This is a genomic window from Nonomuraea sp. NEAU-A123, assembly GCF_018603905.1.
Taxonomy (GTDB): Bacteria; Actinomycetota; Actinomycetes; order Streptosporangiales; family Streptosporangiaceae; genus Nonomuraea.
On sequence record NZ_JAHFZZ010000012.1, the window covers coordinates 218,228 to 232,882 of the forward strand.

The 14,655-nt window shown below is 69.7% G+C and carries 18 protein-coding genes; 11 read left to right on the forward strand and 7 right to left on the reverse strand.

Features of this window, described 5'->3' with window-relative positions:
• Positions 1–121: 121 nt before the first annotated feature.
• From KLK06_RS34290 to KLK06_RS34300, 3 genes are all read right to left on the reverse strand, one after another.
• Entirely contained in the window at positions 122–898 is a 777-nt protein-coding gene (locus KLK06_RS34290; RefSeq protein WP_214639741.1) for a trans-aconitate 2-methyltransferase, read from the reverse strand.
• A 102-nt stretch (positions 899–1,000) separates the two neighbouring features.
• On the reverse strand, positions 1,001–2,062 hold the full coding sequence (locus KLK06_RS34295) for an ABC transporter substrate-binding protein (protein WP_308168572.1): 1,062 nt from the start codon (positions 2,060–2,062) through the stop codon (positions 1,001–1,003).
• Positions 2,063–2,079: 17 nt separating this feature from the next.
• Positions 2,080–2,310: a hypothetical protein gene (locus KLK06_RS34300; RefSeq protein ID WP_214639742.1), complete on the reverse strand. Its 231-nt coding sequence runs from the start codon at positions 2,308–2,310 to the stop codon at positions 2,080–2,082.
• 104 nt (positions 2,311–2,414) lie between these two features.
• Between KLK06_RS34300 and fdxA the strand changes: the two genes are divergently transcribed.
• From fdxA to KLK06_RS34315, 3 genes are all read left to right on the forward strand, one after another.
• A complete protein-coding gene (gene fdxA / locus KLK06_RS34305; RefSeq protein WP_214639743.1) occupies positions 2,415–2,741 on the forward strand; it encodes a ferredoxin in 327 nt (108 codons plus the stop codon).
• Between the two features lie 81 nt (positions 2,742–2,822).
• Positions 2,823–3,893 carry a succinyldiaminopimelate transaminase gene (dapC, locus tag KLK06_RS34310; protein ID WP_214639744.1) on the forward strand — a complete coding sequence of 357 codons (1,071 nt, stop codon included), beginning with the start codon at positions 2,823–2,825 and terminating at the stop codon, positions 3,891–3,893.
• A gap of 77 nt (positions 3,894–3,970) precedes the next feature.
• The gene (locus KLK06_RS34315) at positions 3,971–4,642 is read left to right on the forward strand and encodes a DUF4178 domain-containing protein (RefSeq protein WP_250906419.1); all 672 of its coding nucleotides are present in this window, start codon (positions 3,971–3,973) and stop codon (positions 4,640–4,642) included.
• A gap of 15 nt (positions 4,643–4,657) precedes the next feature.
• On the opposite strand, the gene KLK06_RS34320 is transcribed toward KLK06_RS34315, so the two are convergent.
• Positions 4,658–5,419 carry a hypothetical protein gene (locus KLK06_RS34320; RefSeq protein WP_308168573.1) on the reverse strand — a complete coding sequence of 254 codons (762 nt, stop codon included), beginning with the start codon at positions 5,417–5,419 and terminating at the stop codon, positions 4,658–4,660.
• A gap of 97 nt (positions 5,420–5,516) precedes the next feature.
• Here KLK06_RS34320 and KLK06_RS34325 point away from each other — a divergent pair, with 97 nt between their 5' ends.
• From KLK06_RS34325 to KLK06_RS34350, 6 genes are all read left to right on the forward strand, one after another.
• Positions 5,517–6,350, forward strand: a complete 834-nt coding sequence (locus KLK06_RS34325; protein ID WP_214639745.1) for a 2,3,4,5-tetrahydropyridine-2,6-dicarboxylate N-succinyltransferase — start codon at positions 5,517–5,519, stop codon at positions 6,348–6,350.
• A complete protein-coding gene (dapE, locus tag KLK06_RS34330) occupies positions 6,350–7,405 on the forward strand; it encodes a succinyl-diaminopimelate desuccinylase (protein WP_214639746.1) in 1,056 nt (351 codons plus the stop codon). Before KLK06_RS34325 ends, dapE begins: the two co-directional genes overlap by 1 nt.
• A 227-nt stretch (positions 7,406–7,632) precedes the next feature.
• A complete protein-coding gene (locus KLK06_RS34335) occupies positions 7,633–8,430 on the forward strand; it encodes a TIGR00730 family Rossman fold protein (protein WP_214639747.1) in 798 nt (265 codons plus the stop codon).
• A gap of 10 nt (positions 8,431–8,440) precedes the next feature.
• Positions 8,441–9,025 carry a TIGR00730 family Rossman fold protein gene (locus KLK06_RS34340; protein WP_214639748.1) on the forward strand — a complete coding sequence of 195 codons (585 nt, stop codon included), beginning with the start codon at positions 8,441–8,443 and terminating at the stop codon, positions 9,023–9,025.
• An 80-nt stretch (positions 9,026–9,105) separates the two neighbouring features.
• A complete protein-coding gene (locus KLK06_RS34345) occupies positions 9,106–10,032 on the forward strand; it encodes a hypothetical protein (protein WP_214639749.1) in 927 nt (308 codons plus the stop codon).
• Positions 10,029–10,580 carry a DNA-3-methyladenine glycosylase I gene (locus tag KLK06_RS34350; RefSeq protein WP_214639750.1) on the forward strand — a complete coding sequence of 184 codons (552 nt, stop codon included), beginning with the start codon at positions 10,029–10,031 and terminating at the stop codon, positions 10,578–10,580. The genes KLK06_RS34345 and KLK06_RS34350 overlap by 4 nt, the downstream gene beginning before the upstream one ends.
• A gap of 8 nt (positions 10,581–10,588) precedes the next feature.
• Here the strand turns inward: KLK06_RS34350 and KLK06_RS34355 are convergent, their stop codons facing one another.
• Together KLK06_RS34355 and KLK06_RS34360 are read right to left on the reverse strand one after the other, a co-directional pair.
• A complete protein-coding gene (locus KLK06_RS34355; protein ID WP_214639751.1) occupies positions 10,589–11,365 on the reverse strand; it encodes an enoyl-CoA hydratase-related protein in 777 nt (258 codons plus the stop codon).
• Entirely contained in the window at positions 11,362–12,138 is a 777-nt protein-coding gene (locus tag KLK06_RS34360) for a PaaX family transcriptional regulator C-terminal domain-containing protein (RefSeq protein ID WP_308168574.1), read from the reverse strand. The genes KLK06_RS34355 and KLK06_RS34360 overlap by 4 nt, the downstream gene beginning before the upstream one ends.
• Positions 12,139–12,317: 179 nt before the next feature.
• Between KLK06_RS34360 and KLK06_RS34365 the strand changes: the two genes are divergently transcribed.
• Positions 12,318–12,485, forward strand: coding sequence for a DUF3117 domain-containing protein (locus tag KLK06_RS34365; protein WP_020545024.1), 168 nt, complete (start codon positions 12,318–12,320; stop codon positions 12,483–12,485).
• Between the two features lie 79 nt (positions 12,486–12,564).
• Positions 12,565–13,971 carry a leucyl aminopeptidase gene (locus KLK06_RS34370; RefSeq protein WP_214639753.1) on the forward strand — a complete coding sequence of 469 codons (1,407 nt, stop codon included), beginning with the start codon at positions 12,565–12,567 and terminating at the stop codon, positions 13,969–13,971.
• A gap of 31 nt (positions 13,972–14,002) precedes the next feature.
• Here KLK06_RS34370 and KLK06_RS34375 read toward each other — a convergent pair whose 3' ends face one another.
• Positions 14,003–14,641: an O-methyltransferase gene (locus KLK06_RS34375; RefSeq protein ID WP_214639754.1), complete on the reverse strand. Its 639-nt coding sequence runs from the start codon at positions 14,639–14,641 to the stop codon at positions 14,003–14,005.
• Between the last annotated feature and the right edge of the window lie 14 nt (positions 14,642–14,655).

The window sequence follows — 14,655 nt, forward strand, 5'->3', positions numbered from 1 at the left end:
TCACGCCGCCGTGTCGTCGCAAGGCTCCTCAACTTCGTCAGCGGTGCAGCCTTACTCTCTCCGCCCCCCACGGAACAGACCATAGTCCGGCAAAACTCCCCTACGCATCATCCCCTACGGATCAGCGCCGGACAGCGGCGAAGCGTAGACGGACGTAGTCGGCCATCCAGCCGGTCTCCCTGCGCAGAGCGGGCGCGGCGAGCTCGTTGACCCGCTGGAGCAGCGGCTCGACGATGTCCGGCGGCAACCCTTCGACCACCGAGGAGGCGAACATACGTACCCAGTCGGCGGCCCCCTGCGGACATTCGGCGAGGGGGGTCGGCCGGTCGAAGTACTCGAGCAGCCGGACCACGAAGCCCTCCTGCTCCAGTCGCCGGGCGTACTCGGCCGGGGTGGGGAAGTACCAGGGCAGGTCGGGCTCGCGCAGGCCGTACTCGCGCCAGGCGGTCAGCATGGCGGCGGTGAGCTCCGCGCAGTTGCCCGCGCCGCCCATCTCGGCCACGAACCGGCCACCGGGCGCGAGCGCCTCGTGCACGTTGGCGATGACGGAGACGGGGTCGCGGGTCATCCAGTGCAGCGCGGCGTTGGAGAAGACGGCGTCATAGGCCAGCGCCACGCTGAAGTCGTGCCCGTCGCCCACGATGAAGTCGACACCCGGATGCTCGGCGAGGGCCTTCTCGATCATCGCGGGTGAGCCGTCGATCCCGAGGACGTCGGCGCCCCGCGAGGCGATCTGGGCGGTCAGCACTCCGGTGCCGCAGCCGAGGTCGAGCACGCGCTCTCCCGGCCGCGGATCGAGCAGGTCCACCAGAGGTGCGCCCTGCGTCGAGACGTAGCCGAAACTGCCGTCGTAGGCGCGACTGCTCCACCGGTCCAAGCTCGGTGTGTCGTATCGCAAGACGATCAGCTCTCATTCGTCAGACATCGGGCCCCCTGCGGCCGTGCTGTCTGTTCACTTTAGAGGCTGAATGTCTCCGCGACATATCAAGTCACAATGGTCTCATCGCATACTTTGCGTCCATCGCTTCTTCAGATAGGACTTTGCTGCGTCTGTCTGCGGAATCGTGAGCAATACCGGCGGTCCGGGCGCCACGGGGAGCTTGGCGGCCTGCTCCTTGTCGAGCGTGCCCCGCATCAGCATCGCCTCCTCGCGGGCGGGGCGGGCCCAGCCCTTCTGCAGCAGGTTCTGGCCCTCGTCGGAGAGCAGGAACTCCTCCCAGAGGCGGGCCGCCGCGGGATGCGGCGCGTCCTTGCTGATCGCCTGCACGTGATAGTCGCCGAGCGGCGCGTCACGCGGGATCGTCACCTTCCACGCCTCTGGGTCGTGGGCGCTGCGGGCGGCGTTGAGGTGGTCCCAGTCCACGATCGCGTTGGCCTTGGCGGGATCGGTGAGCCGGCCCGTCTGCTTGAGCTTGGCGAACAACTCGACGCCACGCTGCGGCTGCGGCGCGCCCGAGACCAGCGAGGCGGCCATGACGCCGCCGAAGGCCGCCGCCGAGTGCAGCGGATCGCCGTCGAGCGCGACCAGGTAGCCGGGCTTGGCGGCCAGATCGGCGAAGGAGGTGGGGGCGGGGACCTTGCGCGGGTCGTACCCGATCGACATGTAGCCGCCGTAGACGCCGTACCAGGCGCCGGTGGGGTCCTTGATGTGATCGGGCAGGTCCTGCCAGCCCTGCACCTTGTACGGCGCGAACTTGCCGGCCTGGGCCACCGCCACGTCGAGGGTGAGGTCGAACACGTCGGGTTTGAGCTGGGCGGCGCTGTCGATCTCGCGCCGGCTGCTGGCGCCGGGTTCGAGCTCGTTGACCTTGATGTCGTACTTGTCGGTGAAGGTGTCGATGATCTCGCCGTAGTTCACCCAGTCCCGGGGAAGCGCGATCACGGTGAGCGCGCCTTCCCCCTTGGCTGACTCGACGAGGCGGTCCAGGGTCGTGAAGCCCTGTTTCATGGAGGCGCCCTTGACGTTCACCGGCGGAAGCGGCTTGGCGGCCGGAGGCGGCGACGCGCCGCATCCGGCGCTGGCGAGAAGGACGGCTGCGGCGGCGCAGGTACGTACGGTCACAGAACGAATACTTACCGTTACTTCGGTCCAGGTCGAGGAGGCGCGGCCGGAACGACCTTGGCCGCCACCAGCATCTCTTCGGCGATCTCCACCAGGGTGCCGTCCCTCTTGCGGACCCGCAGCACGCCGCCGTCCCAGGATTCGAGGATCCCGACGGCGTCCCGGAAGCCCTCCGGGTCTCGTCTGCGGGTGGTGATCCGGGCGCCGATGTCCGCGGTTGTGATCGCGATTACCAGGCGAGCCGCCACGAGTTTGCCACCCTCCGTTCCGGCCAGTTGGCAAGCACGGCAATACTAGGGCTAGCAGACCGCGGTCAGAGTCATGCCATGGTGCGGAGAAGAAGGAGCTCGAGGTGACCTACGTCATCGCGCAGCCTTGCGTGGACGTCCTGGACAAGGCGTGCATCGAGGAGTGCCCCGTTGATTGCATCTACGAGGGCGAGCGCATGCTTTACATCCACCCCGACGAGTGCGTGGACTGCGGCGCGTGCGAGCCAGTGTGCCCCGTCGAGGCCATTTTCTATGAGGACGACCTTCCGGAGCAGTGGAAGGACTACTACAAGGCGAACGTCGACTTCTTCGAGGACCTGGGCTCGCCGGGCGGCGCCTCGAAGGTGGGCAAGATCGACAAGGATCACCCCCTCATCGCCGCGCTGCCGCCCCAGGCCGAGGAACACTAGGTCGCATCCCGCAGCCGGGGCGCCCCATTGGCGCGCCCCGCTGCCGGGTGTACGGCGCGCCCGACCGATACCTGGAGAACCGTGAACAACCTGCCCGACTTCCCCTGGGACCGGCTGGAGCCGTACAAGGCGCGTGCCATGGCACACCCCGACGGCATCGTCGATCTCTCGGTCGGCACGCCCGTCGACCCGGTGCCGTCGCTCGTCCAGAGCGCGCTCGTCGAGGCCGCCAACAGCCCCGGCTACCCGCTCACCCACGGGACGGCGGCGCTGCGCGAGGCCGCAGCCGGCTGGCTGCGCCGCAGGCACGAGGTCACCGTCGATCCGCGTGACGTGCTGCCGCTGATCGGTTCGAAGGAGTTCGTCGCCTGGCTGCCCACCTATCTGGGCGCCAAGACGGTCGTCTTCCCCGAGCTGGCCTATCCCACCTACGACGTGGGCGCCCGGCTGGCCGGCGCGGCGGCGACGGCCTCCGACGGCCTGCTCGCGCTGGGGCCCCAGCAGGTGGACCTCGTCTGGGTCAACTCGCCGGGCAATCCCACGGGCCGGGTGCTGCCCGTCGAGCACCTGCGCAAGGTGGTGGCCTGGGCGCGCGAGCGCGGCACGGTCGTCGCCTCCGACGAGTGCTACATCGAGCTGGGCTGGGAGGAGCAACCTGTCTCCATCCTGCATCCCGACGTCTGCGGGGGCTCCCACGAGGGGCTGCTGGCGGTCCACTCGCTGTCCAAGCGCTCCAACCTGGCCGGCTACCGCGCCGGGTTCGTGACCGGCGATCGGGCTCTGGTCAAGCGGCTCCTGGAGATCCGCAAGCACGCGGGGATGCTCATGCCGGCTCCCGTACAGGCCGCGATGACGGCCGCGCTGGGCGACGACGCGCACGCCGACGAGCAGCGCGAACGCTATGCCGCGCGGCGCGCCGAGCTGCGGCCGGTGCTGGAGAAGTCGGGCTGGCGCATCGAGCACTCGACCGCGGGCCTGTATTTCTGGGCGACGGACGGGACCAGTTCTTGGGAACAGGTCAGTAAACTCTCCGAAATCGGTATTTTGGTGGCCCCCGGGGAATTCTACGGATCGGCTGGTGGGCGGTATATCCGCATCGCCCTGACCGCCACTGATGAACGCATCAGTGCGGCAGTGCGCCGCCTCCAGTAGGATCCCCGCGAAGCAGGGCACGCATAAGTTGATAACGGCGTTTGCTGAGGCAGACCGCGAGTGGAGCGAGCTGATCGATGAGCATGACCTCCGTGGTCGTACTCGGGCTGAGCGTCGCCACCGTCCTCCTGCTGCTGGGTGCCTTCCTGGCGACCATGCGCCAGGACCGGAAGGGCCGCACGACCGCGCAGCCGGTCGAAGTCGCGTCCATCGAGGCCCCGCTGCCGGCACCGGTGAGCATGCCCGGGTACGCCGGATCCGACTACGCCGATCCCCGCACCATCAAGGTCGGTGACCGGATAGAGGTGCACGGATCGCCCGCGCGGGTGCTGGGCGCCATGTACATCTCGTGGCAGGGCATGCAGTGGACCGAATTCCGGCTGCGCGACGGCTCCCGCCGCCTGCAGTGGCTGTCGGTGGAGGTGCTTCAGGGCACGGCCGAGGGCGAGCCGTCGCACCTGGAGGTGCTGGTCTGGACCGAGGTGCCCACCGAGGGCATGATCCCGGCCAAGAGCATGCTGATCATGGAGGGCGTCGAGTTCTTCCCGCTGGAGCGTGGCACGGCCGCCTTCCGGTCGGAAGGCAACACCGGCTATCCCGAGCGGGGGCTGCTCGACTTCGCCGACTACCGCGCCTCCGACGGGCGGCTGCTCTCCTTCGAACGAGTCCAGGGCAGCAGGTGGACGGCCAGCTACGCCAGGCCGCTGCCGCCCGGCTCGATCAGCATCGTCAGCCGCGCCGCGCCTTAGACCCGTCAGACCCGCTCAGGAGATGTCCACCTCGCTGTCGGACGCTTTGCCGCCCGACTGCCAGCCGTCCACCCGCATATCGTTGGTCCAGATGGCGCCGTTGAACCCGACGTGCTTCAGGCCGTACTTCTGCGCGTGGGCGACCGACCAGGCGGCGACCAGCCAGCCGCGCTTCCGCGTGGAGATGGCCGGGTCGCCGAGCGCCCGCGCGAGCTGGCGCCGCGCCTCGGCGGTCTTGGCCTGCGGCGCGGGCGTGCTCGCCTTGGGGGGTGGGTACCAGCAGTGCACGGATTTCGGGACCCGGCCGGTGAACGCCGAGGCGAGGAGCTTGGCGTCCTCCTCGTGCTGGGCGTAGGCGTAGCCGCCCGCCGACCGTTGCACGGCCTGGGCGGCGTCCGCCAGTGCGATCTTCCGGTAGTTCTTCACCTTGACCAGCGCGGCGAAGAACCTGTTGCTCGCGTAGACGGGGTCGAGGAGTTGCTTGCGCTTGCCCCACCCCTGCGACTCGCGCTGCTGGAACACGCCGACGGAGTCGCGGTCGCCGTAGGCGAGGTTCTGCAGCTTGGACTCCTGCAGCGCGGTCGCGTAGGCGATCACCACCGCCCGTTCGGGCAGCTTGCGGCGCTCCGCGACGGCCGCGATGGTGGCTGATATCTGGGCCTGCTCGATGTCGAGAGCCAGCTCTCCTTTGGTGGTCTTGACGCTGCAGTAGGCCTCGGGGATGGCCAGCGGCTGCGTCTTTTTCAGCAGTTGGTAGAGACCTACGGAGATTGCCACCGCGAGTAGAAGAACTATGACCGCGATGGTGATGACTCCGCGAGAGAAGCGCAGGCGCACGCTGAAAAACCTACCCGGCCAGATAAGCTCCCTGGCCATGAAGCACGTGAGCAGTCTGTCACCGATCGACTCCGAGGTGGACGAGCTGTGGGAGCGGCGCGGGGAGTTGTCACCCCGCGACCTCGACGCGCGCAACGTGGTGGTGAGCGCGATCGACCTGCTCGACAGGGGACAGGCGCGGGCCGCCCGGTTGTCGGACGGCGAGGTGGTCGTGGACGAGCGGGCCAAGCGGGCGATCCTGCTCAGCTTCCAGGTGCTCGGCATGGCCAGGTCGCAGGTGGGCGATTTCCAGCACCATGACCGGCATCCGCTGAAGACCACGTTCGACGGGGTGCGGGTGGTTCCGGGAGCGATCGCGCGCTGGGGCTCCTACCTGGCGCCCGGTGTGGTGCTGATGCCGTCGTTCACGAACGTCGGCGCGTACGTCGACGAGGGCACGATGGTCGACACCTGGGCCACGGTCGGCTCTTGCGCCCAGATCGGGAAGAACGTTCATCTGTCGGGTGGCGTGGGCATCGGCGGCGTGCTGGAGCCGCCCAATGCCGTGCCGGTGGTGGTGGAGGACGACGCGCTCATCGGCAGCCGTACGATGCTCGTCGAAGGCGCCCGGGTGGGGCGCGGCGCCGTCGTCGGGGCGGGCACGATCCTGTCGGCCTCCATCCCGGTGATCGATGTGCGGACCGGCGAGGAGCTGGCCCGCGGCCGCGTCCCCGACTGGTGCGTCGCCGTCGGCGGCACCCGCCAGAAGGAGTTCCCCGGCGGCACGTTCGGGCTGCCCTGCGTGCTGGTGATCAAGCGCCTGGAGCCGGGGCAGCGCCATGACAAGGCAGCGCTCAACGAGGTGCTGCGCGAACACGGAGTGAACACCTGATGCTGGACCTGACACAGGACGTGCGGACGCTGACCGCCGCCATCGTGGACATCGAGTCGGTGAGCGGGAACGAGCGGGCGCTGGCCGACCTGGTCGAGCAGGCGCTGGGGGCGTTGCCGCACCTCAAGGTCGACAGATCCGGCGAGACGCTCGTCGCGCGTACGGAGCTGGGGCGCGGCGAGCGGGTGCTGATCGCCGGGCACCTCGACACGGTGCCGGTCGCCGCCAACCTGCCCAGCCGCGTCGAAGGCGACCTGCTCTTCGGCTGCGGCACCACCGACATGAAGGCGGGGGTGGCGGTCGCGCTCAAGCTGGCCGCCACCGTGCCCGCACCGAACCGCGACGTCACCTACGTCTTCTACGACTGCGAGGAGATCGAGGCCGAGCGCAACGGGCTGACCAGGGTGGCGCGCGAGCACCCCGACTGGCTGGCGGCCGACTTCGCGGTGCTCATGGAGCCCACCGACGGCGTGATCGAGGGCGGCTGCCAGGGCACCCTGCGGGCCGAGATCACGGTGGCCGGCAAGCGCGCGCACAGTGCAAGGTCGTGGTTCGGGGTCAACGCCATCCACGGCATCGAGCCGGTCCTGGCCCGGCTCAACGCCTACGAGGCCCGGCAGCCGGTGGTCGACGGCCTCGCCTACCACGAGGGGCTCAACGCGGTCGGCGTACGCGGCGGCGTGGCCGGGAACGTGATCCCGGACGAGTGCGTGGTCACGGTCAACTACCGGTTCGCGCCCGACCTGTCGATCGAAGAGGCGCAGGAGCACGTACGCGAGGTGTTCGACGGGTTCGAGGTCCTGTTCACCGACGGCGCCCCGGCCGCGCGGCCCGGCCTCACCCATCCGGTGGCGGCGGCCTTCACCGCCGCGGTCGGCGGCACGCCGCGGGCCAAGCTGGGGTGGACGGATGTCGCGCGCTTCTCCACACTGGGGGTTCCGGCCGTGAACTACGGTCCCGGTGACCCGAACCTGGCGCATCAGCAGGGAGAATACGTGTCGCTCACGAAGATCGTGGAGAGCGAGCGGGCCCTGCTGGACTGGCTGACAAAGTGAAAGTGGCTTTCCTCGCCGGCCATTTGGCGGGGAAAGCCACTTTCAGTCCCGAGCAGCACCCTCGGCAGTTAGACGCAGAGAGGTCGAAATCTGGTTCCTGCTTCTTACAAGATTTTTTACTCGGCTTCTTCGGGGCATCTACCAGGGCTTTTGCCGCGAAGACCGTCTGACGGGTGACTGGCTCTCGGTGCGCGCAGGGGCGAGTGGCGTTCGCTAGCGTGACCGGCATGAAACAGAAGCGCCCGGAACGCCGTCAGGGGCAGGCCGTGATCCGCGGCAGCCTCGCGCCCAGCACCACCCATGATCAACGCCTGCTCGACCGCCAGGGCCCCGCCGACTGGGTGCACATGGACCCGTGGCGGGTGCTGCGCATCCAGGCCGAGTTCGTGGAGGGGTTCGGGCAACTGGCCGAGCTGCCCCGGGCGGTCACCGTCTTCGGCTCCGCACGCACCCGCGAGGACTCCCCGGACTACGGCATGGGCCGCGAGCTCGGCCGGTCGCTGGCCCGCGCCGGCTACGCGGTGATCACCGGCGGCGGCCCCGGGATCATGGAGGCGGCCAACCGGGGGGCCGTCGACGTCGACGGCGCGGTGTCGGTGGGGCTCGGCATCGAGCTGCCCTTCGAGCAGAAGATGAACGACTACGTGGACCTCGGCATCGAGTTCCGCTACTTCTTCGTGCGCAAGACGATGTTCGTCAAATACTCGTGCGGGTTCATCGCGCTGCCCGGCGGGTTCGGCACGCTCGACGAGCTGTTCGAGGCGCTCACGCTGGTGCAGACGCAGAAGGTCACGTCCTTCCCCGTCGTGCTGATGGGTTCGGAGTTCTGGGGCGGACTGCTCGACTGGATCAAGAACGCGCTGCTCGGCACCGGCAAGATCGCCGAGCAGGATCTCGACCTCATCACCGTGACCGACGACGTGGAAGAGGCCGTACGCATCATCGCCGACGCGGACCTCGCGCGGTCCAAGCAGCTCCAGGAGGAGCATGAGGCCGCCGCCGTCCAGACCGCCGAGCCCCAATAGGCTCCAATGCGTGAATATCTGCGTCTTTTGCGCCTCAAGTCTGAAAATTGAGGATAAATACCTGGAGCTCGCCACAGAGGTCGGCGCCGAGCTCGCCCAGCGTGGGCACACGCTGGTGAGCGGAGGCGCCACCGTCTCGTGCATGGGCGCCGTCAGCACCGCCACCCGCGCCTCCGGCGGCCGGACCATCGGCGTGATCCCGCAGGTCCTGGTGGACATCGAGATCGCCGACACGGAGTCGGACGAGCTGATCGTCACCAGCGGCATGCGCGAGCGCAAGGCCGTCATGGACGAACGCTCCGACGCCTTCCTCGTGCTGCCCGGCGGCATCGGCACGCTGGAGGAGCTCTTCGAGATCTGGACCGCCCGCGTGCTCGGCATCCACGACCGCCCCCTGGTGATCCTCGACCCATGGGGTCTGTACGCGCCGCTGCGGCAGCTTGTTGAGAACATGTACGAGGCGGGCTTTACCCGCGCCAACGTCTTCGACGCCATCTCCTGGACCAGCACGGTCGAGGAGGCGTTCGCGCACCTAGAGGCCACGGCCAAGCATGTGCGGCCCAGCGTCGAGGAGCTCGGGGAGTCCACCGGCTGACCCGCCGTGGAGAGTCCCAAGAGGTAACAGGCGCGGCAAGTGCGAGACTCGTGCCTCGATCGTATGAGTACGATGCCAATGTGCTGGTCGTACTCGCCATTGCCGCGCTCGCCATTCTGGCCTGCGTGGTCCTGGTCTCCCTCGGAAGGGGCGGGGAGCTGACCGAGTTCCCGCCGGACGTCCCGCCTCTCGATCTGCCCGAGCCTGGGCAGCTCACGGCGGTCGACTTCATGGCGCTGCAGCTGCCGGTGAACCTGGTCGGCTATCACACGCAGAGCGTCGACGAGACCCTGCGAAGGGCGGCGACCGCGATCAGTGCGCGTGACACCAGGATCGCGGTTCTCGAACAGCGGGTCTCCGAGCTGCTGTCGAGCCGGTTGCACGCCCGCCAGGAGGTCTACGCGGCTCCGGGCGGCGCGCTACGCACCGACCACGAGCCGCCGGCCGCGCCCCGGGACCTCTCCCAGAAGGGGGACTCGGCCGCCGAATCGCACGAGCTGGGAGACCAGCACGCCTGGCCGTACGTGTACGGGCCTCAGGACGCGGACAGACCTGAGGACGCGGACGGGCCTCAGGACGCGGCGGTAGAGCCGGACGCGGCGGCAGAGCCGAGCGTGGCAGTAGAGCCGGAAGGCGACGCCACGCCAGTCGGCGCCCAGCCCCATGCCGAGGTCCACGCCCAGCCCGGCTCCCAGCCTGACGCCGAACCCGACGCCCACCCCGGCTTCCATCTCGGCGGGGCAGACGTGCGGGTGGAGGCTCACCCCGATGCGACGGCCGCGTTCGACGTCGCGGCCGACGAGGACGGGCGCGAGGCGGAGCCGGTGCAGGCCCGGCCGACTGAGAACAGGCAGGAGCGCGACGCTGAGCCGGTCCGGGTTCTGGCCGGTGAGGACGCGGAGAAGCGCGAGAGTGAGCCGGTGCGGGTCCTGTCTGGGGAAGACGGGGAGCACGGTGCGGAGCCGGTGCGGGTCGCGCCGGGCGAGGACGGGGACGAGCGCAAGTGACGGAAGTGATCCGCTGCTCCTGGGCGGGCATGGCGGACCCGCTCTACATCACCTACCACGACGAGGAATGGGGCCGCCCGGTCCGCGGCGACGACGGCGTCTTCGAGCGGGTCGCCCTGGAAGCCTTCCAGTCGGGCCTGTCGTGGCTGACGATCCTGCGCAAGCGGGAGAACTTCCGCGCGGCCTTCGACCAGTTCTCCATCCCCAAGGTCGCCGCCTACACCGAGCAGGACGTGACCCGGCTCCTGGGCGACCCCGGCATCGTGCGTAACCGCGCCAAGGTGGCGGCGACCATCAACAACGCGCGGGCCGCGCTCGACCTCCCCGGCGGCCTGTCCGACCTGGTCTGGCAGTACGCCGACGCCGAGGCCCCGATCCCCAGGTCGATGGCCGACGTCCCGGCCATCACCCCGGCCTCCAAGGCACTGGCCAAGGAGCTCAAGAAGCACGGTTTCAGCTTCGTCGGCCCGACCACCGCGTACGCCCTCATGCAGGCCATCGGCCTGGTCAACGACCACATCGAGGGCTGCGTCGCCCGGCAGGCATAAACCAAGGGTCAGCGGCCGTGGAACGACGGCTGCTCCTTGACCAGGAAGGCCCGGGTGGCGTCGAGATGGTCCTGGGTGCCCACGCACGCGTCCTGCAGGTCGGCCTCCAAGGCCAGGGTCTCGGGCAGCGAGTGCGTCGTGGCGTAGGCCAGCGCTTGTTTCGTGGCCGCGAACGCCATGGTCGGCCCCGCCGCCAGCCGTACGGCCAGCTCCTGGGCGGTCTTGAGCACGTCGTCGGCGGGCACCACCCGCGTGACCACGCCCAGTTCGAGCGCGCGGGCCGCGCCGAGCGGCTCGCCGAGCAGCAGGAGCTCGCTCGCCCGCCCCAGGCCGACCAGACGGGCCAGTGTCCACGACGCGCCCGAGTCGGGCGCCAGGCCGATCCCGGTGAACGCCATCGCGAACTTGGCCTTCTCCGAGGCCACCCGCAGGTCGCAGGCGAAGGCCAGCGAGGCGCCCGCCCCGGCGGCCACGCCGTTGACCGCGGCCACGACCGGCTTGGCCATCGTGGTGATCAGCTCCACGATCGGGTTGTAGTGCTCGCGGACCGTGTCGGCCAGGCCGCGGCCCGCCTCCAGGTTGTCGGCGTGCTCACGCAGGTCCTGGCCCGCACAGAAGGCCCGCCCCGAGCCGGTGAGCAGCACCGCGCGGACCTCGGGGTCGGCGGCGGCGCGGTGCAGCGCGTCGAGCAAAGCCGTCTTCAGCTCGGCGGTCAGAGAGTTCATCGCGTCGGGCCGGTCGAGTGTGATGGTGGCGACGGCATCGGTCACGTCATAGCGGATCAAGGTAGCTCCCTGTCGACGAACGCGGCGGCCGCGGGCAGCAGGCGGCCCGCCTCCTGCTCGAAGTAGGCCCTGGCCTTCTCGCCCGGCCAGCCGGGTGGCAGGAGTTCCGGCGGGAGGCCGGGATCCTGGAACAGGAAGTTGCGCCATCCGTGCACGAGCCTGCTCCTGGTCGCGAACACCTGATCACCCGGGGCGCCGCCGGGCAGCGCGCCGACCAGATTGGCAGCTTCCGACAGCCAGTGCTCGTACGCCGCGCCGATGGCGGTCAGATCCCAGGCGCGGGCCACCAGTTCGCGCGGGTCGCCCTCAAGCGCCGCGTCGAATCGGTCGGCGTGCACGCTCTCAGTCTCCAGCAGATTGTCCAGTTCGATCGACGAACGCGGACCGATCCAGGTCGTCTCCGACAGCGCGGCGTAACCCAGGAACGTCAGGTCGGCGCGGATCCGCTCCCTGCGCGGACGGTCCTTGACCGGCCCCAAAACGATCACGTGCCACCGGCCACGCCAGCTCAGAGTTCCGGCTCGGTAAATTCTCAACGCCGCCTCGTCCAGGCGTCTGACGCACTTCGGCGTAAGTCCGTAACCAGCGCCTTGGGGCAGCCTGACGGGCTGCAGCCAGCCTTGCCGCACCATGCGGGAAACAGCGGTCCGTACGGCTGGAGCGGCGATTTCCAAGGGCTTCATGAGCCGTACCAGCGCGGCCACGGACGCCTGTCCACCGCGCGAGCGCAGGTGGTCTCCATAGAGGTCGAACAGAGCGGCGCGAGCGTGCACGAAGTCCAGTTTGGACGCCTTCGCCAGCCGGGACAACGCATTCTGGGAGGAGATCGTTACCCATGAGCGCTCTCGATGCGGGAGAATAGGACATCACAGATGACGTGAATGCGTCGGCCATCCTCACGGGCGGTCGAAATCGCGGGCCGCGGGAGCCCAAGGCAGGAAGGGATGCACGCATGGCGGCGATGAAGCCGCGGACCGGCGATGGTCCGCTGGAGGTCACCAAGGAAGGGCGCGGCATTGTTATGCGGGTCCCCCTGGAGGGTGGCGGCCGGCTCGTCGTGGAGATTTCCGCCGACGAGGCGAAGGCGCTCGGCGAGGCGTTGAAGAACGTCGTCGGCTGAGAGTTTCCCGAGACACAGGTCGTTTCCCGGCCCTGGCGTGCATCCGCGCCAGGGCCGCCGACGTTTGAGGTGGAGTTCCGTGCCCATTGAGACCACGGCATCGGTGGTGGCCGACGTCCCAGCGGACGTCGAGCTGCTGGCGGTGCCTTTTGACGCCGATCTCGTTCCCGCCGTCGAGCTCGACCTGCACGTGCCGGTGGCCGCCCTGCTGGCGCACTACGACGCCAAGGGCGAGGCGGGTGAGGTGATCGAGGTCCCGGTGGCGCGGGAGGGCGGTGTCGGCCGGGTGCTCCTGTACGGGGTCGGCGACGGCTCGCCGCGCGCGCTGCGCAAGGCGGCGGCGGCGCTCACCCGCAAGGCCAAGGGCAAGCAGGCGCTGGCCGTGGTGCCGCCGCAGGGCGACGTGACGGCCTTCGCCGAGGCGGCGCTGCTGGCGGCGTACACCTTCAAGATCGGCGCGCCGGGCAAGCTGCCCGTGCGCGCGCTGACGTTCGTGGGCGCCGACGAGGGCTCGGTGCGGCGGGGCGAGACCGTGGCCCAGGCGGTGGCGCTGGCCCGCGACCTGACCAACACGCCCGCGTCGGTCAAGAACCCGGCCTGGCTGGCCGAACGCGCGGCCGAGCACGACGTGCCGGTACGCGTCTGGGACGAGGAGCAGCTCCAGGCGGGCGGCTTCGGCGGCATCGTGGCCGTCGGCCAGGGCTCGGCCAACCCGCCCCGCCTCATCCAGCTCTCCTACACCCCGGCCGAGCCGAGCGACCGGCATGTCGTGCTGGTGGGCAAGGGCATCACGTTCGACTCGGGCGGCCTGTCGCTCAAGCCGAACGAGAACATGAAGACCCAGAAGACCGACATGGCGGGCGGCGCCGTGGTGATCGCCGTGATCTCCGCGCTCGCCCGGCTCGGCGCGCCGATGCGGGTCACCGGCCTGATCGCGTCGGCCGAGAACATGCCTTCGGGTACGGCCCAGCGGCCCAGCGACGTCATCAAGCACTACGGCGGACGCACGGTCGAGGTGCTCAACACCGACGCGGAGGGCCGGCTGGTGCTGGCCGACGCGCTCGCCTACGCCGACGCCGAGCTCGACCCCGACGCGGTCGTCGACATCGCCACGCTCACCGGGGCGATCACCGTCGCGCTGGGCCGCGGCTACGGCGCCGTCTACGCCACCGACGACGACCTCGCCCGGCGGCTGGTCGACGCGGGGCAGGTCAGTGACGACCGGCTGTGGCGGATGCCGCTGATCGACGACTACGCGCCGGCGCTGGACTCGCCCATCGCGGATCTGGCCAACGTCGAGAGCGGTTCCACCTATGGGGCCGGGTCGATCACGGCGGCGTTGTTCCTGAGGGAGTTCGCGGGCAAGCGGCCGTGGGCGCACCTCGACATCGCGGGCGTCGGGCGCAGCACCGTGGACGACGGTGTGCTGACCAAGGGCGCGACCGGGTTCGGCGTGCGCGTGTTGCTGGAGTGGCTGACGCGCTAGGCGTGCGCGGGTTACCGGAGTGGCCGACCCGCTATGAGGCGGTCTTGACGGCGGCGAGCAGTCCGTCGCCCAGGGGCATCAACAGCGCGCGCAGGCGGTCGTCGGACTGCACGAGCTTGCCCAGCTCGCGCAGCGCGACCGTGTCGGGGTCGCGCTGCGTCGGGTCGGCCACACGGTTGTGCCAGAGGACGTTGTCGAAGGCGACGATGCCGCCCACGCGCAGCAGCCGGACGGCCTCGGCCAGGTAGTCGGCGTACTCCTGCTTGGCGCCGTCGGCGAAGACCATGTCGTAGCCGCCGTCGGAGAGCCGGGGCAGCACGTCGAGCGCCCGGCCGGCGATCAGCCGCACCCGCCCGCCGGAGAACCCGGCCTCCGCGAACGCCTGCCTGGCCAGCCGCTGATGCTCCTGCTCCACGTCGACGCTGGTCAGCGTGCCGTCGGGGCGCATGCCGCGCAGCAGCCAGAGACCTGAGACGCCGCAGCCGGTGCCGATCTCGACGACCGACTTGGCGTTGACGGCCGTGGCGAGGAAGCAGAGCGCCGCTCCGCCCCCGGGAAGGATGGGTGTGGCACCCATCTCCAGGCCGCGCAGCCGCGCCGCGTGCAGGATCTCATCTTCATGATGGAACTGCTCCGCATAGGCCAGAGTGGCCTCTACCGGACTGGTCATCGGCCTCCTCCCCC